Source organism: Streptomyces sp. NPDC050504 (assembly GCF_044458065.1).
Taxonomy (GTDB): domain Bacteria; phylum Actinomycetota; class Actinomycetes; order Streptomycetales; family Streptomycetaceae; genus Streptomyces.
Window position 1 is genome coordinate 379,722 of the sequence record NZ_JBITHO010000003.1, and the last position, 25,054, is coordinate 404,775.

Here is a 25,054-nt window from a genome sequence, read left to right on the forward strand (position 1 = left end):
TTCACCCTTCGGCTTGCCGGTAAACGATGGTGGTGCTGCCCACGACGATCCGCGAGCCGTCGCGGAGCGTAGCGCGGGTGGTGTGCTGCCCGTCCACCACGATGCCGTTGGTGGACCCGAGATCCTGGATCGTCGAGGGCGTTCCGGTCCGGATCTCACAGTGCCGGCGCGATACGCCGGGGTCGTCGATCCGCACGTCGGCGTCGGTGCTGCGACCCAGCACCAGCGTCGGGCGGGAGATCTGGTGGCGGGTGCCGTTGATCTCGATCCAGCGCCGTACCTGCGCGCCCGGCAGCGGGCCGGGCGCCGCGGGGCGCCGGTCTCCGGGGGCCTGCCCCGGACGTGCTCCCGCGCCGGGCGGCGCCGGGGGCATGGGGGGAGCGGCCGGGTGGCTCTGCCCACCCGCACCGGGACCGCCCCCGGGGGCGCCCGACGGCCGGGCGGGCACGGGCCCGGGGCCAGCGCCCTGCTGCTGTGACGAACTCGACGCGAGGGTGCGGCTGCGGACGCGGTAGAGGCCCGTGTCCAGGTCCTCCGCCTTCTCCAGGTGGACCTTGATGGGGCCCATGAAGGTGTAGCGCTGCTGCTTGGCGTAGTCGCGGACGAGTCCGGACAGCTCGTCGCCGAGCTGCCCCGAGTACGGGCTCAGCCGTTCGTAGTCGGGCGTGCTCAGTTCGACGATGAAGTCGTTGGGTACGACGGTCCGCTCGCGGTTCCAGATCGTCGCGTTGTTGTCGCACTCGCGCTGGAGGGCGCCGGCGATCTCGACGGGCTGGACCTCGGACTTGAAGACCTTGGCGAAGGTGCCGTTGACCAGGCCTTCGAGACGCTGCTCGAAACGCTTCAGGACTCCCATGGGGCACCTCCTCCGTCGTAGCTCTGCTGGTACTGCTTACTGATCGTATCCACGCGTCGGGAAATCGGCTGGTTCCCCTTCTCTGCCCGGTGGACGAGTGTCACCTCTCACACGGATCGTAGAGGCGGCCCCGTGACAGTGTCCCGCACCCGGGGTCCACTCAGGAGGAGTGGGTGCGCGCCCCCGGGGTTCCCGTCGGCCCCCCTCCGCCGAGCCGCTGGTCGACAGTCCGGTGCCCGGCGGAGCGGCCCCGAAACAACGGATGTGAATCCACCCTGTCCAGCGTGCTAATCTTCCAGACGTCGCCAGGGGAACGGGCCGCAAGGCAAGGAACCCGAGCAACACCACTCATGCGCGAGTGGCGGAACGGCAGACGCGCTGGCTTCAGGTGCCAGTGTCCTTCGGGACGTGGGGGTTCAAATCCCCCCTCGCGCACTTCGACGGAACGGTCGACATCGGATTCACGATGTCGGCCGTTCCGCTTTTCCCGTAAAACTTTCCCCGTAGAACACCGGCACGGGCGGACCGGCAGCGGTCCGCCCGTGTTCCTTCCGGGCTCAGCCCGCCCGTCGCGCGACGAGATCGGCGAACCGCTCCACGCCCCGGTCGATCCGCTCCCCGGTGACCAGACTGAACGAGAGCCTGATCTGGCACAGGGCCGCGGGGTCGGTGCTGAAGTGCCGCATCGGGGTCCACAGCACGCCGTGGTCGCGCGCCGAGGTCTCCAGCAGCTTCTCGTCGGCCTCGAAGGGCACCGTGACGACCAGGAAGAACCCCCCGCGCGGCACGTTCCAGCTCACGCCGGAGCCGCCCTCCGGGGGGAAGTGGCGGGCCAGGCGGTCGAGCAGCCGTTCGAGGTTCTCCCGGTAGAGCGCGATCTCCCGCTCGTTCGCCCGGCGCAGGTCGCAGCCGTACGTCAGCAGTTTGCCCGCGATCACGGCCTGGGCGATGGGCGAGGTGTTCACGGTCAGCATGCTCTTGATCTTCGACAGCTGATCGGCGAGCAGGCCCGTGCCGCCGTCGGCGCCGGTCACGGGCTGGTCGGCGACCGCGTACCCGATGCGGGCACCGGGCAGACCGGTCTTCGCGAACGAGCCGAGGTGGACGACCCGGTGCTTCGTGTCGAGTGACTTCAGGGTCGGCAGGCGTTCCCCGTCGGCACTGAAGTATCCGTAGGGGTTGTCCTCCAGGAGCAGCAGGTCCAGCCGGTCGGCGAGGTCGAGCAGCGCGTGGCGGGTGTCCACGTCCAGGCTCACCCCCGACGGATTGGAGAAGTCCGGCACGAGGTACAGCGCCCGCGGGCGCAGCCCCCGTGCGCGGGCCCCGGCGACGACGTCCGCCACGCTTTCGAGGTCCACCCCGCGGTCCCCGCCCGCGACCTCCAGGACCGGCAGGTCCAGGAGCCGGGCGGCGCCCGTGAACCCGACGTACTGGGGGGACACCGCGAGCACGACGTCCCGCTCGTCCCGGCGCAGCGCCCGCAGCACCAGGAACATCGCCTCCTGGCAGCCGGAGGTGACCACCACGGAATCCGGGTCGACGGTGATGCCCTCGGTCAGTTCCAGGTGCCGGGCGATCAGCTCGTGGATGATCCCCTTGGTGCGCCCGTACTGGAAGAGGACGCGGCGGACCTGCTCCTCGTCGTACCCCTTCTCCTCCCTCAGGTACTGCTCGAACCGGCGCAGGTAGTCGTGGACGAGGTCGGTCTCGAAGAACCCCTCGTAGGGGCGGCCAGGGGCGAACGAGACGGCGTCCGGATAGCGCTGCGCGATCTCGTTGAGGAAGTTCATCGAGCTCAGCGACGCGTCTTCGAGCGAGCCGTGGAGGGCCGATGTGTGCAGCAGGACGTCCTGCTGCGGTGCGGCCCCGTTGTCGGACGTCACGGCGGTGTCCCCCATTCCCCGGTCAGGCCAGTGCGGTGAGCACGCGGTCCAGGGCGGCGATGCCGTGGTCCAGCTCTTCGCGCGTCACGGTCAGCCCCGGGCGGAACTGGACGCTGGTGGGCCCGGAGCCCGGGACGAGCACCCGCTCGTCCTCGCGCAGCCGCGCGAGGACGGTGTCGCGCATGTCCGTGGTCGGCAGCGAGAGCGCGCAGAACAGGCCGCGGCCGCGCACGTCGCTGATGACGGCGTGGCGCTGGGCGAGGGCGGCCAGCCCCTGCTGCAGGTGCTCGCCGAGCTCGGCGGAGCGCTCGATGAGCCCCTCGGACTCGATGACCTCCAGGATGCGGCGGGAGCGCACCATGTCGGTCAGGTTCCCGCCCCAGGTCGAGCACAGCCGCGACGAGACGTTGAAGACGTTCTCGCCGACCTCGTCGATGCGGCCGCCGGCCATGATGCCGCAGACCTGCACCTTCTTGCCGAAGGCGACGATGTCGGGCTGGACGCCCAGTTGCTGGTAGGCCCAGGCGGTGCCGGTCATGGCGACGCCGGTCTGCACCTCGTCCATGACGAACAGCGCGTCGAACTCGCGGCACAGCGCCTGGATCGCCTGGAGGAACTCCGGGCGGAAGTGGTTGTCCCCGCCGGCGCCCTGGATCGGCTCGGCGACGAAGCACGCGATGTCGTGCGGGTTCGACTCGAACGCGTGGCGCGCGGCCGCCAGGGCCCGCTCCTCGGCGGCGACGACGTCGTCGTTCCCGTTGATGGACGGGGACGGGATGCGCGGCCAGTCGAACTTCGGGAACCGGGCGACGTTGTTCTTGTCGCAGGTGTTGGTGAGGCTCAGCGTGTAACCGGAACGGCCGTGGAACGCGTTCTCCAGGTGCAGGACCTTCGTGCCCAGGGCGGGGTCGATGCCGTGCGCCTCGTTCCAGCGGCTCTTCCAGTCGAAGGACACCTTGAGGGCGTTCTCCACGGCGAGCGTTCCGCCGTCGACGAAGAACAGGTGCGGCAGTGCGGGGTCGCCGAGCACGCGGACGAACGTGTCGACGAAACGCGCCATGGGAACGGAGTAGATGTCCGTGTTACTGGGCTTGTTGACGGCGACGCGGCCCAGTTCCCCGACGAACGCCTCGTCGCCCGCCAGTGCCGGATGGTTCATGCCCAGCGCCTGGGAGGCGAAGAAGCTGAAGAAATCCAAGTAGGAAGCTCCGGTACGGCCGTCCACCAGCCAGGAGCCGTGCGAGGCATCCAGGTCAAGCACCAGCTCGTAGCCATCGGCAAGCATGTGCCTGGCTATGGTTTCACGGACCTGGCCGGCGGAGATGTCGCTCGAAGTCACAACAGGTGTCGTCATGGCCGAACTGTACAAGAATCCTTACGAGTTACCACTGTTGTCAGTGGTCTCCCGAAGTGGCTGCGCGGATGAATCCGGCGAGCCGATCCAGGCCCTCCTCAATGGTCTCCGGATGCATCTGGCTGAATGCCAACCGAATCTCATTGGTACCGCCACCGTCCGTGTAGAAGGCGGACATCGGGGTCCATAGGACACCGTGCGTACGGGCCGACTCCTCAACTGACGCGGCATCCACGTGAAATGGCACGCTCAAGGTGACGAAGAAGCCGCCGGAGGGCGAATTCCACGAAACGCCTGGCACATTGGACAACCGTATCCGGAGTCCGTCAAGCACCAGCCCCAGATTGCGCTGATAGATAGCGTTCTGTCGTTCGTTCGCGGTGAACAGACTGCTGCCGTTGGCCAGTAGGGCGCCGCCCACCAGGGCTTGTGTCACGGGTGAGGTATTGACGGTCAACATGCTTTTGATGACGCCGAGTTGATCGGCCAGGAGCGTGGTGCGGGCGGCGTCGTCCGCCGCGCCCACGAGCTGGTCGGCGAGCACGTAGCCGACCCTGGCGCCCGGCCACACCGTCTTGGCGAACGAGCCGATGCGGATCACCCGGCGCCGCTCGTCCAGCGCCTTCAGCGAGGGCAGCCGGTCCCCGGGGCCCGCGAAGACGCTGTACGCGTTGTCTTCGAGCAGGAGCAGGTCCTCGGCCTCGGCGATCTCCAGCAGCCGGTGCCTGGTGGCCGTGTCGAGGCTGATGCCGGTGGGGTTCGCGGCGTCCGGAATGACGTACAGGGCGCGCGGGCGCAGGCCGTCGCGGCGCGTCTGTTCGATCCTGAACCGCAGGTCGGCGAGGTCGATGCCGGTGGATCCGCTGCGCACGGGCACGACGGGGCAGCCGACCAGCCGGGCGGCGCCCGCCAGGCCCGCGTACGTCGGCGACACGCTGAGCACCGCGTCCCGCGGCCCGGCGCACAGCGCGCGCAGCACCAGGAACATGCCCTCCTGGGCGCCGACGGTGACCACGACGGACTCGGCCGGGACCCGGACCCCCTCGTCGACCTCCAGCTGCCGGGCGACGAGTTCGTGGATGATTCCGTTGGTGCGGCCGTACTGGAGCAGCGTGCTGCGCACCTCCGCATCGGACATCCCGTGGTGCGCGCGCAGGTAGTTGGTGAAGATCTCGACATAGCGGGTGATGTCCGCCGTGTCGAAATGATCCTCGGTGGGCCGTCCCGCGGCAAAGGAAATACTTTCCGGGAAACGACTCGAAACCTCGTTGAGAAACTTCAGGGACGACATCATCGGATCCGTCAACGAGCCGTGCAGAGAAGCCAATTCAAGATCGAGCACTCGGTTCTTCGCGTCCGGTACGGGACCACTCGACGCGGCACTGCGCCCTTCGGCGCTGATTTCACCCAACATCGGGGCAGGATAGCCCCACCCTTCGGATCGCCCGTTTGCCGGGCTCACGGCGAGCGGTAGCAAAGAGTCCGCCAACTGGCCTTTGTGGCTTCGAAGACAGCTGACTTCCAAGATCCGATGGGCTATGTTCTGAACCTGATCTTGGCGGGCGCCCCTTGCGAGGCCAGGGTGCACCCGCGGCAGCTCGCGCGCTTGCTCTGCCCGGGGCGTCCAGAGGCGTAGGTGAGGAGCCTGATGACCAACAGCTTCGATCTCGACTGCATAGAAATGTACGTCGAAACCCTGGACGTGACGCAGGGCGTCTGGTGCGAGCAGTACGGCTTCCAGCAGGTGGCCGAGGGCGGGTCGGCGGAGGCGGGATTCCGGTCCGCCGTCCTGCGCCGCGGCGGAATGACCCTGGTGCTCACCGAGGCCGCTTCCCCCGACCACCCGGCCGCCGGCTACGTGAAGGCCCACGGCGGCGACGGGGTCGTCGACATCGCCCTGCGCACCCCCGACGTCCGGCAGGCCTACGAGAGCGTCGTCGCCGCGGGCGGAACCGGCCTCGTCGAGCCCTGGGAGCCGGAGCAGGAGGGCATCGCCTGCGTCGCGAAGGTCTCCGGCTTCGGCGACGTCGTGCACACCCTGGTGCAGCGCGAGGGGACGGCCGCCCCGATACCCGCCGGCCACCGGCCGACCGCGCCCGCCGCGGCACCGGCCGCCGGGGACTTCGAGGTCTTCGCGGCCGACCACTTCGCCGTCATCGTCGCCGAGGGCGGGCTCGACGAGACGGTCGAGTACTACGGGCGGGCCTTCGGGTTCGCCGAGATATTCGCCGAGCGCATCGTCGTCGGCGCCCAGGCCATGCTCTCCAAGGTCGTGCAGAGCCCCTCGGGCACCGTGACGTTCACGATCATCGCGCCCGATCCGGACGCCGCGAACGGCCAGATCAACGACTTCCTCGCCGGCCACGGCGGGCCCGGCGTGCAGCACGTGGCCCTGGCGGTCGACGACATCGTCCGCGCGGTCACCACGCTCGCCGGGAACGACGTCGAGTTCCTGTCCACGCCCGACGCGTACTACACGCGGCTGCCCGAGCGGGTCGCCCCGCCCCGGCACACCGTCCCGCGCCTGCGCGAACTGAACGTCCTCGTCGACGAGGACCACGGCGGGCAGCTCTTCCAGATCTTCACCCGCTCTATCCACCCCAGGCGCACGCTGTTCTTCGAGGTCATCGAACGGCAGGGCGCCAGGACCTTCGGCAGCTCCAACATCAAGGCCCTGTACGAGGCGGTCGAGGGGGAACGCGTTGCCTCGCCCTGAGACGACACCGCCCGTGCCGGACGGCGCACCCGGCCTGGCGGACGCCCTGACCGTGGCGGACGTCGCCGAACTCGCCCGCCGCCGGATCCCGGAGCACGTACGGGACTTCATCGACGGCGGAGCCGGAGCGGAGCTGACCCTCGCGGGCAACCGCGCGGCACTGGACTCCCACCGGATCGTGCCGCGGGCGCTGCGCGACGTGTCCGCCGTCACCACCGGGACGACGCTCTTCGGGCGCGAGGCGTCGGCGCCGCTCGCCGTCGCGCCGATCGCCTACCACCAACTGGTCGACGAAGAGGCCGAACTGGCGACGGCGCGGGCCGCCCGCGACGCGGGCGTGCCGCTCTGCGTCAGTACGCTCAGCAGCCGCTCGATCGAGGCGATCGCCGCGGAGGGCGCCGCCCTCTGGTTCCAGCTCTACTGGCTGCGCGAGGAGCGGACCCGCGACGGACTGGTGCACCGCGCCGAGGAGGCCGGGTGCGACGCGCTCGTCGTCACGGTCGACGTCCCGTGGATGGGCCGACGGCTGCGGGACGTCCGCAACGACTTCGCGGTGGGCCCCGGCGTCGTCGCGGCGAACCTGCCCGCCGCCGACCAGTACGACGCCGTACGGCCGTCGGGATCGGCCGTGGCCCAACACACCGCCGACCTCTTCAGCCCGTCGCTGAACTGGAGGGACATCGAGGCCCTGCGCGCCCGCACCCGCCTGCCGCTGGTGCTCAAGGGGATCCTCGACGCCGATGACGCCCGGCGCGCCGCCGACTGCGGGGCCGACGGCATCGTGGTGTCGAACCACGGCGGACGGCAACTGGACGGCGTCGCCGCCTCCGTCGACTGCCTGGCGGACGTCCGCGCGGCCGTGGGGGAGCGCTGCGCCGTCCTGTTCGACAGCGGGGTGCGCTCCGGCGTCGACGTGCTCAAGGCACTGGCCCTGGGCGCCGACGCGGTGCTCGTCGGCCGCCCGGTGCTGTGGGGACTGGGCGCGGCCGGCGAGGCCGGGGCCCGCCACACGCTGGAACTGTTGAAGAAGGAGTTCCGCGACGCCCTCGGGCTGGCCGGGTGCGCGGAGGTCGCCCAGGCGCGCGACCTGCGGACCCTGTCCCCGACGGTCCGGACGACGTCTGCCGAAGGAGGCGACCGCAATGGGTAAGCAGGTCCTACTGGTGGTCTACGACGCCGGCAGCGCGGGCCCCGAGCGCATCGCGGAAGCGGCCGCGGAACACGACTGCACGCTGCTGTTCGCGCTCGCCGACACCCCGCACGCACAGGACATGGCGGCCACCCTGGAGGCGTTCGGCGCCGTGGTCGACCTGGACGACGTCGACGAACTGCGCGAGTACGAGCCCGACGGCATCGTCACCTTCAGCGAGTACCAGCTCGGCCGCACCGCCGAACTCGCCGCCGCGCTCGGCCTGACCCACCACGACCTCGCGGCCGTGCCCGCGATCACCCGCAAGGACCTCCAGCGCGAGGCGCTGCGGGCCGCCGGGGTCGACGGCATCCGCGCACGGACCGTGCGCTCGGCCGACGAGATCGACGCCGCGCTCGCCGAAGTGGGGCTCCCCGCGATCGTCAAGCCCGTCGTCAGCGCCTCCAGCCGCAACACGGTGGCACTGACGACCCACGACGAGGCCCGCGGGGTCGTCACCGAACTGCTGGCGCTCGAATCCGAGTTGCTCCTGGAGGAACGGCTCGTCGGACGGCCCACCCCGCACCCCTGGGGCGACTACGTGGCCGTCGACTGCGTCGTGGACGGCGACGAGGTCGTCCCCGTCTTCGTCACCAGCAAGTTCACCCTCGCCACGCCGTTCCGCGAGCGCGGCGGGTACGGCGCGCGGTCGGTGCTGCCCGCGGACGAGATCCGGACGCTCACCGAGCTGTCGGGCCGCGCGGTGCGCGCCGTCGGCATCCGGGGCGGCATGGCACAGGTCGAGATCAAACTGACCGCCGAAGGGCCCCGGGTGATCGAGGTGAACGGGCGGCTCGGCGGCTGGACCGACGACCTCGCGCTGCGCTCGGCGACCTGCGACCCCGTCGCGACCGCCGTCGCCGCCGCGCTGGGCCGCCCCCTGCCCCGCCCCGACGTGCTGGGCACGGGCCCCGTCGTCTTCTACTACCTGATCGTGCCGCCGATGCACGTCGGCCGGGTCACCGCGATCGGGGACATCACGGTGCTGCGCACGCTGCCGGGCGTGGAGCGGGTGCAGGTCCTGACCGAGGCGGGCGCGGACGTCAGCTGGCGGACCGGCTCGCAGTCCGCGGTCGCCGCGCTGTCCGGCCAGGTGGACACCCACGAGCAACTCGCCGAGCTGACCGACCTGATCGAGTCGGCCCACTGGATCGAGTATGCCTGAGCCGCTCTCCGGGGCGGGCCGGCTCGCGGCCGTCGTACCGGCCGCGGTGTCGACCGCCGAGGCGTTCGGCGACCTGGAACCGCTCCACGCGTTCGAGGCCGAGGCCGAGCTCGTCGCCGGGGTGGTGGAGAGCAGGCGCCGGGAGTTCCTCACGGCCAGGCGCTGCGCCCACCAGGCCCTGGCCGGGCTCGGCCGGACACCCGTCCCGGTCGGCCGGGGCCGCGACCGCGCCCCCGTGTGGCCGCCCGGCGTCGTCGGCAGCATCACCCACTGCGACGGCTACCGGGCGGCCGCCGTGGCCGAGTACGGCGACGTGCTCGCCCTGGGCATCGACGCCGAGCCCCACCGCGACCTGGCGCCCGGCGTCGCCGAACTGGTGCTGCGCCCCGCCGAGGCGCACCGGCTCGCCGACCTCCGGCGGCACGAACCCGGCGCGGCCTGGCCCACGCTGGTGTTCTGCGCCAAGGAGGCGCTCTACAAGGCGTGGTACCCGATGACCCGTCGCTGGCTGGACTTCCACGACGTGGAGGTGACCATCGACCCCGCGCGGCACGCCTTCGTCGGCCACGTCCTGGCCGCGGACGCACCTCGTTCGGAATTCTCCGGGCGCTACCACTTCGATGACGATCTCGTGGTTGCCGCGGTCGTCGTGGGGCCCGCACGGCCCACGGACCCGTCGGCCGACACAGGCAAGGTGAACCAATGAATCCATTCGACGACCTTGACGCGGCGCGCCTGGTGCTGGTCAACGACGAGGACCAGCACAGCCTGTGGCCTGCGGACACCCCGGTGCCGCCCGGCTGGCGCCCCGTCTTCGAGGGGCGGGCGGCCGACTGCCTCGACTTCGTCGAGCGCTCGTGGACCGACGACCGCCCCGTGAGCCTGCGTACGGGAACGGACGCGGCGGACGCGGCGGACGCGGCGGACGAGGCCGACGGGACACAGCCGAGCCTGGCCGACCTGCTCACGACGCAGGTGGCGCTGACCCCCGACGCCGTCGCGGTGGAACAGGAGGGCGAGCACGGCCCGACCGTGCTGACCTACGCCGAACTCGGCAGCCGCTCCGACCTGCTGGCCTGGGAGCTGCGCGGGCGCGGGATCGGGCCCGAGTCGATCGTGGCGGTCGCGATGCCCCGGGGCATCGCCTTCGTCGTCGCCGCGCTCGCCATCGCCAAGGCGGGCGCCGCCTACCTGCCGCTCGACCTGGACTACCCCGCGCGGCGCCTGGAGTTCATGCTCCAGGACGCGGACCCGGCCCTGACCCTCGTACCGGCCGCTGAGGCCGCAGCGACGATCACCGGGCCCACCCTGACGCTGGACGGCACGGGCGCCGTGGCCGGCCCGGCGGAGCCGCTCCCGCCGCGGCCCTTCGCCCCGGCCGACCGCACCACCGCGCTCCGCCCGGGCCACCCCTGCTACCTCATCTACACCTCCGGCTCGACGGGCAGGCCCAAGGCCGTCACGGTCACCCACCGCGGACTCGCCGACCTGCTCGGCCGGTTCACCGCGAGCGCCGGGACGAAGCCCACCAGCCGCGTGCTGCAGCAGACCTCCCCCAGCTTCGACGCGGCCGTCCTCGAACTCCTGCTGGCGTTCGCGCACGGCGCGACCCTGGTGATCCCGCGCGGCCGCCACGAGGACCTCGCCGAGGTGCTGGTGCGCACGGCCGTGACGCACACCTTCGCCACGCCCGCCTCCCTGGTCGCGATCACGCCGCCGGAGGGCGAGCCCGTCCTGCCGGGCGGCGCGCTCGAAGTGCTGATATCGGGCGGCGAGGCATGCCCCGCCGCGCTGGTCAGGCGGTGGGCGCCGGGCCGTACCTTCATCAACATCTACGGGCCGACCGAGACGACCGTCTGCGTCACCACGTGCGAGCTGGAGCCGGACGGCGACCGGACGCCCCCGATCGGGTCGGCGGTCCGGGGAACGGGCCTCCACGTCCTGGACGAGCGGCTGGAGCCGGTGCCCGACGGCACGGTCGGCGAGCTGTACGTCGCGGGCGGCAGCGTGGCGCGCGGCTACCACGGCAGGCCCGGCCTGACGGCGTCGCGGTTCGTCGCCTGCCCGTTCCCCGATCCGGCCGGTCCCGCGGGCGCGGTGCGGGCGGGGTCCCGCATGTACCGCACAGGCGACCTCGTGCGCCGCCGGCCCGACGGCAGCCTGGACTACATCGGCCGCGGCGACCAGCAGATCAAGATCCGCGGCATCCGGGCCGAACTCGGCGAGATCGAGGCCGCCGTGGCGGCGCACCCGGCCGTCGCGCAGTGCGCGGTGGTGGCCCAGCCGCTGGACGGGTCGGCCGGGGACGCCAACAGCGCGGAACTGCGGCTGGTGGCCTTCTTCGTGGCCAGGCCGGGACGGTCGGCCGACCTGACGGACCTGACGGAACTGCGCGCGTACGCGCGGCGCGAGCTGCCGACCTACATGGTGCCGAGCGCCTGGGTGCCCCTGGACCGGCTGCCGATGACGGGGAGCGGCAAGATCGACCGGGCGGCCCTGGTCACCCAGCGGGTCCCCGAGCACCGGCCGGCCCCGAACGCGCGCCCGCTCACCGCGACCGAGCGGGTGCTGACCGGGCTGATCTCCCAGCTGCTCCACCACGAACAGGTCGGCGTCGACGACAACTTCTTCGAGCTGGGCGGCAACTCCCTGCTGGCCACCCGCATGACCAACGGCATCCGCGAGGCGCTCGGCGTCGAGGTCGGCTTCCGGGCGGTCTTCGACGCGCCCACCGCCGCCGGACTCGCCGAGCTCATCGAGAGCGGCCGGGGCGCACAGCTGACGCCGCTCGTCGCGCTCCCCAGGCCCCGGCGCGTGCCGCTCTCCTCGGCCCAGGCCCGGCTGTGGTTCCTGCACCGGCTGGACGGCCCGAGCCCCGCGTACAACATCCCCCTGGTCTGGCGGCTGACCGGACGGGTGGACACGGACGCGCTCGCCGGGGCGCTGACGGACGTGCTGACCCGGCACGAGAGCCTGCGCACCGTCTTCGGCGAGAAGGACGGCGTCCCCTTCCAGCGGGTGCTCGACCCCGACGGACTCGCGCCCTGCCTGACCGTCGAGGAGGTCGGCGCCGACGGGACGGCCGCGGCCGTCCACGAAGCCTGCCGGTACAGCTTCGACCTGACCGCCGAAGTGCCCCTGCGCGCCCGGCTGCTGCGGACGGGTCCGGACGCCCACGAGTCCACGCTGGTGCTGGTCGTCCACCACATCGCGGCCGACGGCTGGTCGCTGCGCCCGCTCCTGCGCGACCTGGGCGAGGCGTACACCGCCCGCACCTCGGGCACCGAACCGTCCTGGCCCGCGCTCGCCGTGCAGTACGGCGACTACAGCCTGTGGCAGCGCAGGCTGCTCGCCGGACGGGACGGCTCCAGGCACCCGCGGCTCCAGGCCGACCTCGACCACTGGACCGCGTCACTGGCCGACGCGCCCGCCGACGCGGCCGTACCGGTCGACCGTCCGCGGGCGGTCGACGATGACCGGCGGGTGGGGGCGCGGGCCCACTTCACGGTCGGCGCGGACGTCCACCGGGGGCTGCTGGACCTCGCGCGGTCGTGCGGCACCACCGGGTACGCCCCCCTGCACGCGGCGGTCTCCGTCCTGCTGCGCGACTTCGGGGCGGGGGACGACGTGCCGATCGGCGTGCCCGTCGCGGGCCGCGACGCGGCCGTGCTCGACGACCTCGTCGGGTTCTTCGTCAACACGGTGATCCTGCGGGCCGACGTGTCGGGCGAACCGACCTTCCGCGAGCTGGTCGCGCAGCTGGCCCGCCGGGACACCGAGGCGTTCTCGCACGCGCTGATCCCGTTCGACGCGGTCGTCGACGCGCTGGACCTGCCGCGCAACCTCGGGCAGGGCGCCGGGTTCCAGACCATGATGTCCTTCCAGCAGGGCCCGGCCGAGCGGCTGCGCCTGGCCGGGGTGGAGTGCGTCGCCGAGCAGGTCGACAACGGCACGGCCAAGTTCGACCTGGACATCACGTTCCTCGACGCGGCGCAGGAGGAGACGGCCGGGGCGCAGGGCCTGACCGGCGTCGTCGAGTACGACAGCACGCTGTTCGAGGCCGCGACCGTCGAGGCGCTCGTGGCCCGGCTCGTCGAGCTGCTGGGCCAGTGCGCCGCGGAGCCGGACGCCCCGATCGCGCCCGCGCCCCACGCGGGCCCGCGCCCGCTTGAGGGGGAGACCGAGGAGCTGCTCGCCGAGCTGTTCGCCGACAGTCTGCGCAGTCCCGACCTCGCGGTCGGCCCCGACGACGACTTCTTCGGCCTCGGCGGCGACCGGCTGGCCGCCGCCCGGCTGGTCAACCGCGTCCGCACGGCGCTGGACGTCGAGTTCGACGCCGCCGCCCTCGAACGGATGCCCACCGTCGCGGCGATCGCCGCGTGGGTGGACCAGCTGGACGACGCGGGGAGCCCGGCCCCCGGGGCACCGGCCGAAACCGGCTGAGGGCCTTCGGGCACGGGCTTTCCAAGGCCCGTCCCGCCGACCGTCCGAGCCCGACCCCGCCGTCCGGGGCGCCCCGCGGGGCGCCCCGGACGGCGCATCCGTGAGAACCCTGGGGGAAGCACGCCATGACGACCGTGAACATCGGCATCCTGGCCCACATCGACGCGGGCAAGACCAGCCTGACCGAGCGGCTGCTGTACACGGCCGGTGTCATCGACCGCGTCGGCAGCGTCGACGGGGGCGACACCCAGACGGACTCGCACGCCCTGGAACGCGAGCGCGGCATCACCATCCAGTCCGCGGTGGTGTCCTTCACCGTCGGCGACGTCAAGGTCAACCTCATCGACACGCCGGGCCACCCGGACTTCATCTCCGAGGTGGAGCGGGCCCTCGGCGTGCTCGACGGGGTCGTCCTGGTGGTCTCCGCGGTGGAGGGCGTCCAGGCCCAGACCCGGCTGCTGATGCGCACCCTGGTGAAGATGCGCATGCCGACCCTCCTGTTCGTGAACAAGATCGACCGGCTGGGGGCCCGTACGGAAGACCTGCTGGAGTCCATCCGCACCGAACTCGCCCCCGTCGTCGTCCCGATGACGCGGGTGGAGGAGCCCGGCACGCGGCAGGCGCGCGCCGTGCCGCGGAGCGTGGCGGACGAGGGCTTCGCCGCGGACCTGGCCGAGGCGTTCGCCGAGCACGACGACGCCTTCCTGACCCGCTACCTGGCCGACGAACAGGCCCTGGACGAGCGGGACTACCGCACCGAGCTGGCCCGGCAGGTCCGCGAGGCGCGGCTGTACCCGGTGTTCTTCGGATCGGCCGTGGCCGGCGCAGGCATCGACGAACTCGTCGCGGGGATCACCGGCCTGCTGCCGGCCGCGCCCGCCGACCCCGGCGCGGCGCTGTGCGGCACGGTGTTCAAGATCAAGCGGGGCTGGGCCGGGGAGAAGGCGGCCTACGTGCGCCTGCACTCGGGGGAGCTCAAGGCCCGTACCCAGGTCCGCTTCCACCGGCGGGACCGGCACGGCGCCGTCACCGAACTGTCCGGCAGGCCCACGGCGGTCGAGGTGTTCCACCGGGGCCCCGAGGCGCTGCGGACGGACGCGTCGGCGGGCGACATCGCCGTGGTGTGGGGCCTGAAGGACATCCGCATCGGGGACCGGCTCGGCACGGACGACGGGCCGCGCAACGAGCACCTGTTCGCGGCGCCGAGCCTGGAGGCGGTCGTCAGGCCCGTCGGGCACGGCCTCGTGCCGCAGCTCTTCGACGCGCTGACCCAGCTCGCCGACCAGGACCCCTTCATCAACATCCGCAAGGACGACGAGGAGCAGCAGATCTCCGTCTCCCTGTACGGGGAGGTGCAGAAGGAGGTCATCAAGTCCATCCTCGCCGACGACTACAAGCTCGACGTGGAGTTCGAGGGCACCAGGACCGTCTGCGTGGAGCGGCCCGTGGGGGTCGGCGAGTGCGTGGAGCAGATCGAGGGCAAGGGCAGGACGGTCTTCTGGGCCACGGTCGGGCTGCGGGTGGAGCCGGGCGAGCCCGGCTCGGGCGTGGTCTTCCGGCGGTCGGTCGAACTGGGCTCCCTGCCGCACGCCTTCCACAAGGCGATCGACGAGGCGGTGCGCTCCACCCTGAAGCAGGGGCTGTACGGCTGGGAGGTGCTCGACGTGCTGGTGACGCTGACCGAGACCGGTTTCGCCAGCCCCGTCAGCGCGGCCGGTGACTTCCGCAAGGTGACCCCGCTGGTGCTGATGAACGCGCTCCAGCAGGCGGGCACGCGGGTCTTCGAGCCGGTGAGCAGGTTCGAACTGGAGGTGCCGGGCGACAACTCCAACGCCGTGCTGCTGAACCTGACCGAGTGCGGCGCGGTACCGGACGCGACGAAGGTCCAGGGCAGCACGTGCCTGGTCGAGGGCACCATCCCGGCCCGTACGGTGCAGGAGTTCGAGCGGCGGCTGCCCGGACTGAGCCAGGGCGAGGGCGTCCTGACCACCTGGTTCGACAGTCACCAGCCCGTCTCGGGGCCGGTGCCCGAGCGCCGCCGCACCGACGCCAACCCGCTGAACCGCAAGGAGTACCTGCTGCGGGCGTTCGGCCGGATCTGAAGACCGCGGCCGGTCCCCGCCGCGGCGGGGACCGGCCGGTGGCCTACCGCGCGCCGACGGAGGTCTTCAGGAACCGGGCCATCTCGTTGCAGAACCAGACCGGGTCGTCCACCCACGGCATGTGGGCGGCGCCCGGCTGCACGACCAACTGCCCGTCGGTGAACAGCTTCACGGCCCGGCCCGCCAGCTCCACGGTCGGCGCCAGGTCGATCTCGCCGACCAGGACCAGCACCGGCGCCTCCATCGCGTACAGGGCCCGGCGCGTCTCCTCGGGCGTGAACATCCCGTCGACGATGAACCCGGCCTCCACCCTGGTGGCGCGCTCGCTGTTGAGCTCGGAGTGCGCGTGCGCCTCCGGGTCCCACCGCGCGTAGAAGAACGGCACGTAGCTGGCCCGCAGTTCCATGCTGGCGTCCCCGTCCAGGGCCTGCAGGATCGCGTCCGCCGCCGCTTCGTACCACGGCTCGTTCCTGCGCAGCTTCATGGACTCGCGCATCTCGTCCGCCGACGGCTCCACGCCGATGGCGTTCATCACCGGCGTCACCAGGGCGAGGCTGGCCAGGTGGTCGGGGTGCCTGGCCGCGTACATCAGACCCAGGTCGCCCGCCTGGGAGTGGGCGATCAGGTCCATGCGGTCGAGCATGAGGTGGCGGCGGAGCGCCTCGACGTCCTCCACCATCCGGTCGCACCGGTAGGTGGCCGGGTCGTCCGGTATCTCGGACACGCCCGAACCGCGCAGCTGGAGGAAGACCAGCGACCGGTTGGTCAGCCGCGGCAGCCCGCCCAGGTCGCCCAGGTAGTCGGGCAGCAGCCCGGGTCCCGTGGGCAGCACGACGATCGGCCGCCCGGTCCCGATGACGTGGTAGGCCAGCCGCAGCCCGTCGTAGGTGTGGAAGAACTCGGTGCGGTACGTCACGGGCTCATGTCCTCTCCGGATACGGGGCGCTGGATCACGAGGTCTTGACCTCCGATGGACTCGACGGGGTCTCGGCCCGGCGCAGCGGCGAGAACCACGCCAGCAGGGGCGCGCACACCAGCCCGGCGCAGCCGCAGGCGATGGCGGTGTACAGGCCGAACAGCGAGCTCGCCACACCGCCCAGCAGGGCGCCCAGCGGCAGCAGGGCCACGCTGACCCAGCGGTGCGCCGCGGTGATGCGGGTGCGCATGTTGTCGGGCGACTCGATCTGCCGCAGGGTGCGCGAGGTGACCGAGTAGCAGACCGTGAAGAAGATGGCCACCGACTGGGCCGCGCAGGCGACCACCTTGCCCGCCGTGCCCGGCTCCAGGAGCAGCACCACGGCCTCGGTGGGCGCGCCCGCGCTCACCGCGAGCAGCAGCAGCCGGGAGGTGCCCAGCAGGTCGTGCAGCCGCTTGGCGCACAGCGAGCCGATGACGCCGCCCAGCGCGGCGACGCCCAGCACGAGGCCCACCGCCTCGCTGTTCCAGTGCAGTTCCCGCAGGAAGTACACGGTCAGGATCGCCTGGATCCAGGCGAGGAAGAAGTTGTCGACGGCGTTGATGGCCATCAGCGTGCGCAGGACGGCGTTCTTCTTGATGAAGTGCAGCCCGGCCACGATCAGCTGGTAGAGGCCGTGCTCCTTGGCCGCGGGGTCGGGCGCCGGCTCCGGCGGCCGGATGACCGCCAGGGTCGCCGCGCTGAAGAAGCTGCCGACGGCCGCGATGCCCAGGGTGGCGGGGCCGCCGAGGCGCGCGACGAGGAAGCCGGCCGCCGCGGGGCCCGCGCTGGTGGCCGTGGACTCCGCCAGGGTGAGCTTCGCGTTCGCCTCGATCAGCTGGTCCTCGCGCACCAGGTAGGGCGTCAGCGCCTGGTTCGCCACCTGCGAGACGATGCCGAAGGTGCTGGCGAAGAACCCGACGACGCACAGTGCGGCGATGGACAGCATGTCCGCCCACCACAGCACCGGTACGACGACGAGCGCCGCCGACTCCGCGAGGTCGGCCCACATCATCACCAGCCGCTTCGGCAGGTTCTCGATGAGCGCGCCGATCGGCAGCATGAACAGCATGCCGGGCAGCAGCGAGGCCGCCGAGACCACGGAGGCCTCAAGACCGCTCGCGTGCAGCGTGAGCGCGGCGATCAGCGGCATCACGACGGGGATCATGGCCGAGCCCGTGAGGGAAACGGCCTGCCCCGACCAGTACTTCGCGAAGGTGGGGTCCCGCAAAAGTGAGTTCTTCGCCATCATGTCCGTTCCTCTGAGGGCCCCGACCGGGTCACGCGGGACCGCCGGCGTCGACGGGGACCCTACCCACTGCCCCGGCCAGGCCCCGCAGGTCGATGCTGTGCGCGGCCGTGATCGGCTTGCGCTGTTCGAGCAGCAGGGTGCCGTCCTCGTCGGTGACCTGCTCGAACCCGGCGAACCGCAGGGCGACGTGCATCGCCCGGTTGCGCTCGTTGGGCCGGAACCTGGCCCGCAGCGGCAGGCCCCGCTCGCGCGCCTCCTCGGCGAGCGCGGCGAGCAGCGCCGAACTCACCCCGCGCGTCAGGACGCGGCAGGAGAGCAGGAACAGTTCGAGCGTCCAGCCGTCGGCGTCGGCGACGTCCAGCACGGCGAGGCCGATGGTCCCGTAGGACCCGTAGCGGTCTTCGAGGCCGGCGACCAGCACCCGGTGCGATGCGGACGTCGCCAGCTCGCGCAGCTCCTCGCGGCTGTAGGCGATGCCGGTCGTGTTGAGCTGGTGCGTGCGGATGGTCAGTTCCTCGGCGCGGGCGAGGTCGTCGGGGGCCGCCGCCGCGACGGTGCACACCATCCCCAGGCCGTCGAGGAACCGCTGCGGGGGCCCGTCGAAGTCGCGCTCGGCCGCGTCGCGGGTGTGCATGCTGCGGTACATCGCCCGCCGCGAGCCGCTCTCCGCGCTGAGCGGCGGGTTGAACTCGGGCAGTTCGGCCAGGTGCGGCACCAGGTCCGCGGGCAGGCAGCGGACCGAGGGGATCGAGTGCGCGACCTCCTCCAGGTTGAACGGCTGGTCGTCGACGAAGGCGAGCGAGTCGACGCCGATGTTCAGCGCGTCCGCCACGGCCTGCACCGAGGCGGACTTCGCGCCCCAGCCGATCTGCGGGACGAGGAAGTACTCGGCCAGGCCGAGCCGTTCGAGCGCGGCCAGCGCCAGGTCGGCGTCGTTGGCCGACGCGATCGAGTGCAGGATGCCGCGCTCGTCGAGCGTGCGGATGACCTGGACGGTCGCCTCGTCGAGTACGGGCTCGTCGCCCTCGCTGAGGGTCCCGCGCCACAGAGTGTCGTCGAGATCCCACACGAGGCACTTCACGAACTGTGCCGGTTCCTGGGACGTCATATCTCCACCAACATCGAGCTCCATGCCGCAGCAGGGCTGTTGTTCATTACGAGTACGAGATCGCCCTCGGCGAACTCTCCTGACCGCACGCCCGAAGCGAGGTTCGCGACGATGTCGATCGAGCCGAGGTGGCCGAAGGCGCGCAGGTTGTCGTAGCACGCGCGGGCGATCTCGACGTCGAACGTCTCTTCGTAGAACCGGAAGGCGCCCACGGACAGGTTCTGCATCACCACGTGGTCGACGTCGGCGAAGGTGCGGCCCTGCCGGGCGAGCACCAGCTCGTTGAGCTTGCGCAGCCGCGTCCTGCTCTGCAGCGCCAGCTCGAAGGAGTAGCGCTGGAGGTCCGTGCACTCCTCGTGCCACTGCTGCGAGGGGACGTCGCGGTAGTCGACCCGGAACAGGTCCCAGAAGGACCCGTCGGTCTCGACGGCGACGTCCAGGACCCGCATGCGCTCCTCGCGCCGCACCAGCAGCGCCAGGCCGGCGTCGCCGTTGACGGTGACGGGGTAGCGCAGCCGCGAGGGACCCGGCGGGACGCAGCCGTGCGCGATGAGCACGCTCGACCAGTCGGGGGTGGCGGACAGCAGCGCGGACGCGGTGAGCAGGGCGGCCGAGATCGACACGCAGCCCAGGTCGGACACCGAGAACGACAGGCCGACGTCCAGTCCGGCCTCCCGGGTGATCCGGGTCGATTCCGAGCTCATCAGGTACTCGGGCGCGCGGGAGCCCACGACGAGGAGCGCCCCGATGCCGGAGGCGTCCACGTCGTCCCGCGCGACCAGGCGCTTCACCGACTCGACCGCGAGGTCGGTCGCGGAGCGCCCGGCGGCGTCCCGGACCGTCTCGATGCCGAACGCGGCGACGGCCTGGCGGTGCGTCGCGGGATGGGTCTCCAGTTCCGGAAGCCGCGGCACGGCCAGCGTCTCGGGCGGCAGCCACACGTCCATGGCGCTGATCCCGGTCACGGCGCCGATCCCGGTCATGACGCGACCACCCGCTCGTGCCTGCGCTCGTCGCGCACCGCGAGTTCCCACAACTGGAGTTGCGCCATCTGCTCCGTGCCCTCGATGAGCTGCTGGATCTTCGCGTCCCGGTACATGCGCTCGACCAGGGACCCGCTCTCGCAGCCGTGCGAGCCGAGCACCTGCACGGCGGCGGCCGCGTTGTCGAACGCGGCCCTGGCCGCCGTGTACTTGGCCAGTACGGTGTCCAGCGTCGCGTCCGCGTCGCGCCGCTCGCGCGACTCGGCGGCGGCGCGGCAGGCGAGCCGCGCGGACCGCGCGCTGACGAGCATGTCGCTCAACAGGGCGCGGACCAGCTGGTGTTCGGTGAGCGCGGCATCGAACTGGCGGCGGTTCGACGCGTGGCGGGTGGCCTCGCGCAGGACGCCCTCGGCGAGCCCGACGCTGCCCCAGGCCACGCTGTGCCGCCCGCGGTCCAGCGCGGGGCCTGCCACGAACGTGAAGCCCGCGCCGATGCCGCCCACGACGTCCTGCGGCGCCACGGGGCAGGAGTCGAAGGTGAGGTGGGCCGTCATCGCGGCCCGCATCCCCAGCGCCCCCTCCCCGTTGGGCTCGACCTTCAGCCCCGGCGCGCCGCGCTCGACCAGCACCGCGGTCGGCCCCTCGGGGGCGCGCGCCACGACGAGGTAGACGTCGGCGACCGCCCCGAGGCTCACCCAGCGCTTGGCGCCGTCCAGCAGCCAGCCGTCGTCCGTCCGGGTCAGCGGCGCGGACACGGCGGCGGCGTCGCTCCCGACGTCCGGCTCCGTGAGGGCGAACGCCGCGATCGCCTCGCCACTGGCGAGCCGGGGCAGCCACTTCTCCCGCTGCGCGGCGCTGCCGCTGCGCAGCAGCGCCCCGGCGACCATGTCCTGGACGGTGAGCAGTGCCCGGGTGGAGGTGCACCAGGCGCCGACGGCCGCGCACAGTTCGCCGAAGCGGGTCTCGGTGAAGCCGAGCCCCCCGTACCGCACGGGTATCGCCGCGCCGAGCAGTCCGGCACCGGCGAGCGCGGCGATCGTCTCCGGGGCGAGCGTGGCGCTCAGGTCCGACGCGGCGGCTCGGGGTGCGACGGCCTCGGCGGCGAACCGCACGAGGTCGGCCTCCTCCTGAAAGCCGTTCGTCACTGGCTGCCCACCGCCGCCGCGCGCTTCACCACGAGCTCCGCCATCGCCTGCGCGGAGCGGAAGTTGTCGCGGGTGAGGTCCTCGCCCTCCAGCGTCAGCCCGTAGCGGCTCTCGATGTACACGATCAGTTCGAGGGCGAACATCGAGTTGGCCATGCCGAGGGCGAAGATGTCGTCCCCGACCTCGACCGGCTGCCGCAGGGTGTCCTTCAGGAAGTCGCACAGCTCTCCGCCGACGACCTCGGTGCTCAGGTTGTTGCTCACGATCGCGCTCCCGCTCGTCCACTCGCGTATTGATAGAAGCCCTCGCCGACCCGGCGGCCGACGCGGCCCTCGTCGACGAGGCGGGTGAGGCCGACGCTCGGCTCGTAGCGGCCGACGTCGACGAACTTCTGCAGCATGTGCAGGGACCGCACGACGGTGTCGACGCCGATCAGGTCCGCGGACTCCAGCGGGCCCATCGGGTGGCCGAAGCACTCGCGGAACACCCGGTCGACGCCCTCGACGTCCGCGACGCCCGTCTCCACCAGCTCGGCGGCGGAGTTGATCACCGTCATGAAGATGGCGTTCGAGACGAAGCCGGGCGAGTCGGCGACCGGGACCCAGTCCTTGCCGATCGAGCGGAGGAAGTCCAGCACCGCGTCGGCGTGCTCGTCGGAGGTCAGCTCGCCGCGGATCACCTCGACCAGCGGCTTGGCCGGTACGGGGTTCATGAAGTGCACGCCGACGAACCGCGAGGGGTCCTCGGTGTGTCCGGCCAGCCAGGTGATGGGGATGACCGAGGTGTTCACGACGACCGGCACGCCGGGGCACAGCTCGTCGAGGCGGCGGTGCACCGCCGTCTTCGTGCCGGGGTCCTCGGTGACGTTCTCCAGGACCAGCGAAACGCCCGTCAGCCGGGTGTCGTCGGTGCCGAAGTCGATCCGGGCCGGCCAGTTGTCGTGCTCGCCCTTCGGATCGCGCAGCCGGTCGACGAGCGCCGCGCGGCGCAGGGCGTCCCCGGCCGCCGCCAGCCGCTCCCGATCCACGTCGACCAGGGTCACCGCGTACCCCGCCCGCGCGCACTCCTCGGCGACGCCGATGCCCATCACCCCGGCACCGACGACCCCCACCCGGGAGCCCTCCCCGGGCCTGCTCGTCGTACTCATCCTCGTACCCCCTGTTCGGTCAGCCGGTCACGCACGCTGCGAGGAGTGATGTCGGGCCACACCGACTCGATGTGGGCCAGGCACTCCGACTCGGTGTCGGGTCCCGACACCGCCGACCAGCCGGCCGGCAGGTCGCGGCCGACCGGCCACAGGGAGTGCTGCTCCTCGGCGTTGACCACTACGTGGAACATCCGTTCCGTCATGACGTGCTCCCTGCCTTCGAGGCCGCCTCGTCGCGCAGTTCGGCGACCCGGGCGGCGAACTCGCGTGCCGTGCGGTTGTCGTACAGGTCGACGAGCTTCATGCGGACGCCGAAGCGGCGGCGCATGGTGGTCAGCATCTGGAGGGCCATCGCCGACGTGCCGCCCAGGTTGAAGTAGTCCGACCCGACGGCGACGTCGTCGATGCCCAGGACGTCGCCCCACACCGTACGGATCACGCGCTCGTAGTCGGCGGTCTCCAGCGGGCCCGTCTCGGCCTCGGCCGGGTCGATCTCGGCGGAGTCGAGGCTGCACACCTCGGCCTCCAGCGCGCAGGCCGCCGCGGCGACCTCGCAGGTCTCCCCCGTCCCGTCCGTTCCGCCCGTCCCGTCCGTTCCGCCCGTGTCCGGTTCCCCGGTGACGGCGACCGGTTCGCGGATCCACACGTGCGTCGGCTCGAACGGGTAGGTGGGCAGCGCGACGCGGCGCCGACGGCCCGCGTCGGCCCCGTCCCACGCCAGGTCCACACCGGCCTCGTAGAGCGCGGCGACCGTCTCGGGTACGGACCGGGCGCTCCACCCGACCCGCACGGTGCCCGCGGGGCCCTCGAAGACCGGCACCTCCTGGTCGGGGCCGGACACCACGAGCGACTCGAAGAGCAGCCACGCGGGAACGGCCGGTTCGGCCGCGGCGGGAACGTCCCCGTCCGCGAGCCTGCGCAGTGCCTCGGCCAGCTCCAGGTCACCGTTGAGGGCGAGCGCGACGAGCGCGCCGCGGCCGGTGCCCACGACGTGCGCGAAGGGCACCCCGAGCCGGGCGGTCAGCCGCGCGGCGGCGTACTGGTGCGCGAACCACTCCAGGTCGGCGGCGTCGAGGCCGTCCGGCGCCCGCTCGCCGCACTCGGCGACGGCTTCGGCGTACGCGGGCCACCGGGCGGCCAGCGCCCGTGCGGCGTCGGCGTCGTCGGCGTTGATGCCGTCGGGGCAGGTCCACACCACGCGGCGGACCGGCGCGGCGGGCTCGTTCGCCCGGTCGGCCAGCCGGGCCGCCGCCGCGCGCAGCCCCTCGACCAGGTCGGCCCGGTCGGCGACGGCCAGCGCCACCCGGTGGGGCAGGTGGTCGCGGCCGCGGTTGAGCACGTGCAGCACGTCGGCCAGGTCCTCCGCGTGTCCGGGCCGCGGCGCGTCCAGGTGCTTCGCGAGGGCCTCGCAGTACCGGCCCAGCGCCGACCAGGAACGGGCGGACAGCGTCGCCACGCCCTGCCCGGCCCACGGCGCGGGCGCGGCGGCGGGCGCGGGCGCACCGGCGAGCACCAGGTGGGCGTTGGTCCCCGACATGCTGAACGAGCTGACGCCCGCGTGGCGCGGGGACGTCGCGGGCCAGGGCGCGGACTCGGTGGCCACCCGCACCGGAGAGGTCGCGAAGTCGATCAGCGGGCTCGGGGCGTCGAAGTGCAGCGAGCGGTAGATCGTCTCGTACCGCAGCTGCGCGACCACCTTCGCCAGCCCGGCCAGGCCGGCCGCGCGGTCCAGGTGCCCGATGTTCGTCTTGATCGAGCCCACGGGCACCGGCTCCCCGTCGAGCTGCCCCATCGCCCGGCGCAGCCCGTCGATCTCGATCATGTCGCCGAGGCGGGTGCCCGAGCCGTGCGCCTCCATGTAACCGGCCTGCGAGGGGTGCAGTCCGGCCCGCTCCCAGGCGGAGACGATCAGCTCGGCCTGGGCGGCGGCGCTGGGCGCGCTCAGCCCGTTGGACCGGTCGCCGTTGTGGTTGACGGCGCTGCCGACGATCACCGCCCGGACGTCGTCGCCGTCGCGCTGCGCCGCGGAGAGGAGCTTGAGCACGAACACGGCCCCGCCCTCGCCGTCACCGGCGCCGTCGGCGTCCGCGTCGAAGGCACGGCTGCGCCCGCCCGTGGCCAGGACCTCGGCGAAGCGCTCGCGGTCCCCCTCGGTGGCGAAGGTGCTGTGCACGCTCACGGCGCCGACCAGCGCCTGCTCGCAGTCCCCGTCGCGCAGCAGCTTGGCCGCCTGGTCGACGGCGACCAGCCCGGCCGAGCAGCCGGTGTCCAGCGCGGTCGAGGGCCCGTTCAGCCCGAGCAGGTAGGAGATCCGGCCGCACAGCGAAGGCGTCCCGGTGCCCAGCAGCGTCAGCAGCTCGTCGCCGCCGTCCGGAACCAGCTCCGGGTAGTCGGAGGGGCCTCCGGCGAACACGACCGCGGTCCTGCTGCCCCTGAGGTCGCCGAGCGCGTATCCGGCGTCCTCGATCGCGGCGCAGCTGAGCTGGAGCGCGATGCGCTGTTCGGGCGCCATGAACTGCGCCTCGCGCAGCGAGATCCGGAAGAACTCGTGGTCGAAGCGGTCGACCCCGGACAGCGGCGCGAGCAGCTGTCGCTCGACGCCCAAGGCGGCGCCGCTGAGCGCGAGCCGCTCGTCCGGCACCGGGCGCACGCTGTCGTGGCCCGCGTCGAGATTGGCCGCCAGTTCCTCAAGCGAATCGGCGTCGGGCAACCGCAGTGCTGCCCCTACGATCGCTATGGGTTCCCTCGTGGTCATG

General features: G+C 72.3%; 19 protein-coding genes and 1 tRNA gene. 7 read left to right on the forward strand and 13 right to left on the reverse strand.

Annotated features, from left to right (window positions below; all coding sequences use genetic code 11):
• Position 1: 1 nt before the first annotated feature.
• Positions 2 to 856: an FhaA domain-containing protein gene (locus tag ACIBNE_RS12855; RefSeq protein ID WP_399271555.1), complete on the reverse strand. Its 855-nt coding sequence runs from the start codon at positions 854 to 856 to the stop codon at positions 2 to 4.
• 352 nt (positions 857 to 1,208) lie between these two features.
• Here ACIBNE_RS12855 and ACIBNE_RS12860 point away from each other — a divergent pair.
• A tRNA-Leu gene (locus ACIBNE_RS12860) sits at positions 1,209 to 1,291 on the forward strand.
• Between the two features lie 122 nt (positions 1,292 to 1,413).
• Here ACIBNE_RS12860 and ACIBNE_RS12865 read toward each other — a convergent pair.
• Genes ACIBNE_RS12865 through ACIBNE_RS12875 form a run of 3 tightly spaced genes read right to left on the reverse strand, consistent with a single transcriptional unit; the run spans position 1,414 to position 5,507 of the window.
• Positions 1,414 to 2,739 carry a PLP-dependent aminotransferase family protein gene (locus tag ACIBNE_RS12865; protein ID WP_399271556.1) on the reverse strand — a complete coding sequence of 442 codons (1,326 nt, stop codon included), beginning with the start codon at positions 2,737 to 2,739 and terminating at the stop codon, positions 1,414 to 1,416.
• A gap of 22 nt (positions 2,740 to 2,761) precedes the next feature.
• Positions 2,762 to 4,093 carry an L-lysine 6-transaminase gene (lat, locus tag ACIBNE_RS12870; protein WP_399271557.1) on the reverse strand — a complete coding sequence of 444 codons (1,332 nt, stop codon included), beginning with the start codon at positions 4,091 to 4,093 and terminating at the stop codon, positions 2,762 to 2,764.
• 40 nt (positions 4,094 to 4,133) lie between these two features.
• On the reverse strand, positions 4,134 to 5,507 hold the full coding sequence (locus ACIBNE_RS12875; RefSeq protein WP_399271558.1) for a PLP-dependent aminotransferase family protein: 1,374 nt from the start codon (positions 5,505 to 5,507) through the stop codon (positions 4,134 to 4,136).
• Positions 5,508 to 5,741: 234 nt separating this feature from the next.
• Between ACIBNE_RS12875 and hppD the strand changes: the two genes are divergently transcribed.
• The 6 genes from hppD (at position 5,742) to ACIBNE_RS12905 (ending at position 15,708) form a co-directional block, all read left to right on the forward strand.
• Entirely contained in the window at positions 5,742 to 6,809 is a 1,068-nt protein-coding gene (gene hppD, locus ACIBNE_RS12880; RefSeq protein WP_399271559.1) for a 4-hydroxyphenylpyruvate dioxygenase, read from the forward strand.
• A gap of 13 nt (positions 6,810 to 6,822) precedes the next feature.
• The gene (locus tag ACIBNE_RS12885; RefSeq protein ID WP_399271560.1) at positions 6,823 to 7,959 is read left to right on the forward strand and encodes an alpha-hydroxy acid oxidase; all 1,137 of its coding nucleotides are present in this window, start codon (positions 6,823 to 6,825) and stop codon (positions 7,957 to 7,959) included.
• A complete protein-coding gene (locus ACIBNE_RS12890; protein ID WP_399271561.1) occupies positions 7,952 to 9,163 on the forward strand; it encodes an acetyl-CoA carboxylase biotin carboxylase subunit family protein in 1,212 nt (403 codons plus the stop codon). Before ACIBNE_RS12885 ends, ACIBNE_RS12890 begins: the two co-directional genes overlap by 8 nt.
• Complete coding sequence (locus ACIBNE_RS12895; protein ID WP_399271562.1) at positions 9,156 to 9,869, forward strand: 4'-phosphopantetheinyl transferase; 714 nt, start codon at positions 9,156 to 9,158, stop codon at positions 9,867 to 9,869. The genes ACIBNE_RS12890 and ACIBNE_RS12895 overlap by 8 nt, the downstream gene beginning before the upstream one ends.
• Positions 9,866 to 13,606 carry an amino acid adenylation domain-containing protein gene (locus ACIBNE_RS12900; protein ID WP_399271563.1) on the forward strand — a complete coding sequence of 1,247 codons (3,741 nt, stop codon included), beginning with the start codon at positions 9,866 to 9,868 and terminating at the stop codon, positions 13,604 to 13,606. The genes ACIBNE_RS12895 and ACIBNE_RS12900 overlap by 4 nt, the downstream gene beginning before the upstream one ends.
• A gap of 125 nt (positions 13,607 to 13,731) precedes the next feature.
• Positions 13,732 to 15,708: a GTP-binding protein gene (locus ACIBNE_RS12905; protein WP_399271564.1), complete on the forward strand. Its 1,977-nt coding sequence runs from the start codon at positions 13,732 to 13,734 to the stop codon at positions 15,706 to 15,708.
• Positions 15,709 to 15,751: 43 nt separating this feature from the next.
• On the opposite strand, the gene ACIBNE_RS12910 is transcribed toward ACIBNE_RS12905, so the two are convergent.
• The 9 genes from ACIBNE_RS12910 to ACIBNE_RS12950 are packed head-to-tail and all read right to left on the reverse strand — an operon-like array spanning position 15,752 to position 25,053.
• Entirely contained in the window at positions 15,752 to 16,624 is an 873-nt protein-coding gene (locus tag ACIBNE_RS12910; protein WP_399271565.1) for an alpha/beta fold hydrolase, read from the reverse strand.
• A 34-nt stretch (positions 16,625 to 16,658) separates the two neighbouring features.
• Entirely contained in the window at positions 16,659 to 17,915 is a 1,257-nt protein-coding gene (locus tag ACIBNE_RS12915; RefSeq protein WP_399271566.1) for an MFS transporter, read from the reverse strand.
• 28 nt (positions 17,916 to 17,943) lie between these two features.
• Positions 17,944 to 19,023: an HAD-IIIC family phosphatase gene (locus tag ACIBNE_RS12920; protein ID WP_399271567.1), complete on the reverse strand. Its 1,080-nt coding sequence runs from the start codon at positions 19,021 to 19,023 to the stop codon at positions 17,944 to 17,946.
• On the reverse strand, positions 19,020 to 20,006 hold the full coding sequence (locus ACIBNE_RS12925; protein WP_399271568.1) for a 3-oxoacyl-[acyl-carrier-protein] synthase III C-terminal domain-containing protein: 987 nt from the start codon (positions 20,004 to 20,006) through the stop codon (positions 19,020 to 19,022). Before ACIBNE_RS12925 ends, ACIBNE_RS12920 begins: the two co-directional genes overlap by 4 nt.
• Complete coding sequence (locus tag ACIBNE_RS12930) at positions 20,003 to 21,151, reverse strand: acyl-CoA dehydrogenase family protein (protein WP_399271569.1); 1,149 nt, start codon at positions 21,149 to 21,151, stop codon at positions 20,003 to 20,005. Before ACIBNE_RS12930 ends, ACIBNE_RS12925 begins: the two co-directional genes overlap by 4 nt.
• Positions 21,148 to 21,414 carry an acyl carrier protein gene (locus tag ACIBNE_RS12935; protein WP_399271570.1) on the reverse strand — a complete coding sequence of 89 codons (267 nt, stop codon included), beginning with the start codon at positions 21,412 to 21,414 and terminating at the stop codon, positions 21,148 to 21,150. Before ACIBNE_RS12935 ends, ACIBNE_RS12930 begins: the two co-directional genes overlap by 4 nt.
• Positions 21,411 to 22,298 carry a 3-hydroxyacyl-CoA dehydrogenase family protein gene (locus tag ACIBNE_RS12940; protein WP_399271571.1) on the reverse strand — a complete coding sequence of 296 codons (888 nt, stop codon included), beginning with the start codon at positions 22,296 to 22,298 and terminating at the stop codon, positions 21,411 to 21,413. The genes ACIBNE_RS12935 and ACIBNE_RS12940 overlap by 4 nt, the downstream gene beginning before the upstream one ends.
• On the reverse strand, positions 22,295 to 22,501 hold the full coding sequence (locus ACIBNE_RS12945) for an MbtH family protein (RefSeq protein WP_399271572.1): 207 nt from the start codon (positions 22,499 to 22,501) through the stop codon (positions 22,295 to 22,297). Before ACIBNE_RS12945 ends, ACIBNE_RS12940 begins: the two co-directional genes overlap by 4 nt.
• Positions 22,498 to 25,053 (reverse strand): beta-ketoacyl synthase N-terminal-like domain-containing protein, encoded by a 2,556-nt coding sequence (locus ACIBNE_RS12950; RefSeq protein ID WP_399271573.1) that lies wholly within the window; start codon positions 25,051 to 25,053, stop codon positions 22,498 to 22,500. Before ACIBNE_RS12950 ends, ACIBNE_RS12945 begins: the two co-directional genes overlap by 4 nt.
• Position 25,054: the final 1 nt, after the last annotated feature.

Bases quoted from the DNA above. Each gene is read 5' to 3' on its own strand.
- ACIBNE_RS12855 (WP_399271555.1), bottom strand. From the start codon at position 856: ATGGGAGTCCTGAAGCGTTTCGAGCAGCGTCTCGAAGGCCTGGTCAAC.
- lat (WP_399271557.1), bottom strand. From the start codon at position 4,093: ATGACGACACCTGTTGTGACTTCGAGCGACATCTCCGCCGGCCAGGTC.
- ACIBNE_RS12875 (WP_399271558.1), bottom strand. From the start codon at position 5,507: ATGTTGGGTGAAATCAGCGCCGAAGGGCGCAGTGCCGCGTCGAGTGGT.
- hppD (WP_399271559.1), top strand. From the start codon at position 5,742: ATGACCAACAGCTTCGATCTCGACTGCATAGAAATGTACGTCGAAACC.
- ACIBNE_RS12890 (WP_399271561.1), top strand. From the start codon at position 7,952: ATGGGTAAGCAGGTCCTACTGGTGGTCTACGACGCCGGCAGCGCGGGC.
- ACIBNE_RS12895 (WP_399271562.1), top strand. From the start codon at position 9,156: ATGCCTGAGCCGCTCTCCGGGGCGGGCCGGCTCGCGGCCGTCGTACCG.
- ACIBNE_RS12900 (WP_399271563.1), top strand. From the start codon at position 9,866: ATGAATCCATTCGACGACCTTGACGCGGCGCGCCTGGTGCTGGTCAAC.
- ACIBNE_RS12905 (WP_399271564.1), top strand. From the start codon at position 13,732: ATGACGACCGTGAACATCGGCATCCTGGCCCACATCGACGCGGGCAAG.
- ACIBNE_RS12915 (WP_399271566.1), bottom strand. From the start codon at position 17,915: ATGATGGCGAAGAACTCACTTTTGCGGGACCCCACCTTCGCGAAGTAC.
- ACIBNE_RS12920 (WP_399271567.1), bottom strand. From the start codon at position 19,023: ATGACGTCCCAGGAACCGGCACAGTTCGTGAAGTGCCTCGTGTGGGAT.
- ACIBNE_RS12925 (WP_399271568.1), bottom strand. From the start codon at position 20,006: ATGACCGGGATCGGCGCCGTGACCGGGATCAGCGCCATGGACGTGTGG.
- ACIBNE_RS12940 (WP_399271571.1), bottom strand. From the start codon at position 22,298: ATGAGTACGACGAGCAGGCCCGGGGAGGGCTCCCGGGTGGGGGTCGTC.
- ACIBNE_RS12945 (WP_399271572.1), bottom strand. From the start codon at position 22,501: ATGACGGAACGGATGTTCCACGTAGTGGTCAACGCCGAGGAGCAGCAC.
- ACIBNE_RS12950 (WP_399271573.1), bottom strand. From the start codon at position 25,053: ATGACCACGAGGGAACCCATAGCGATCGTAGGGGCAGCACTGCGGTTG.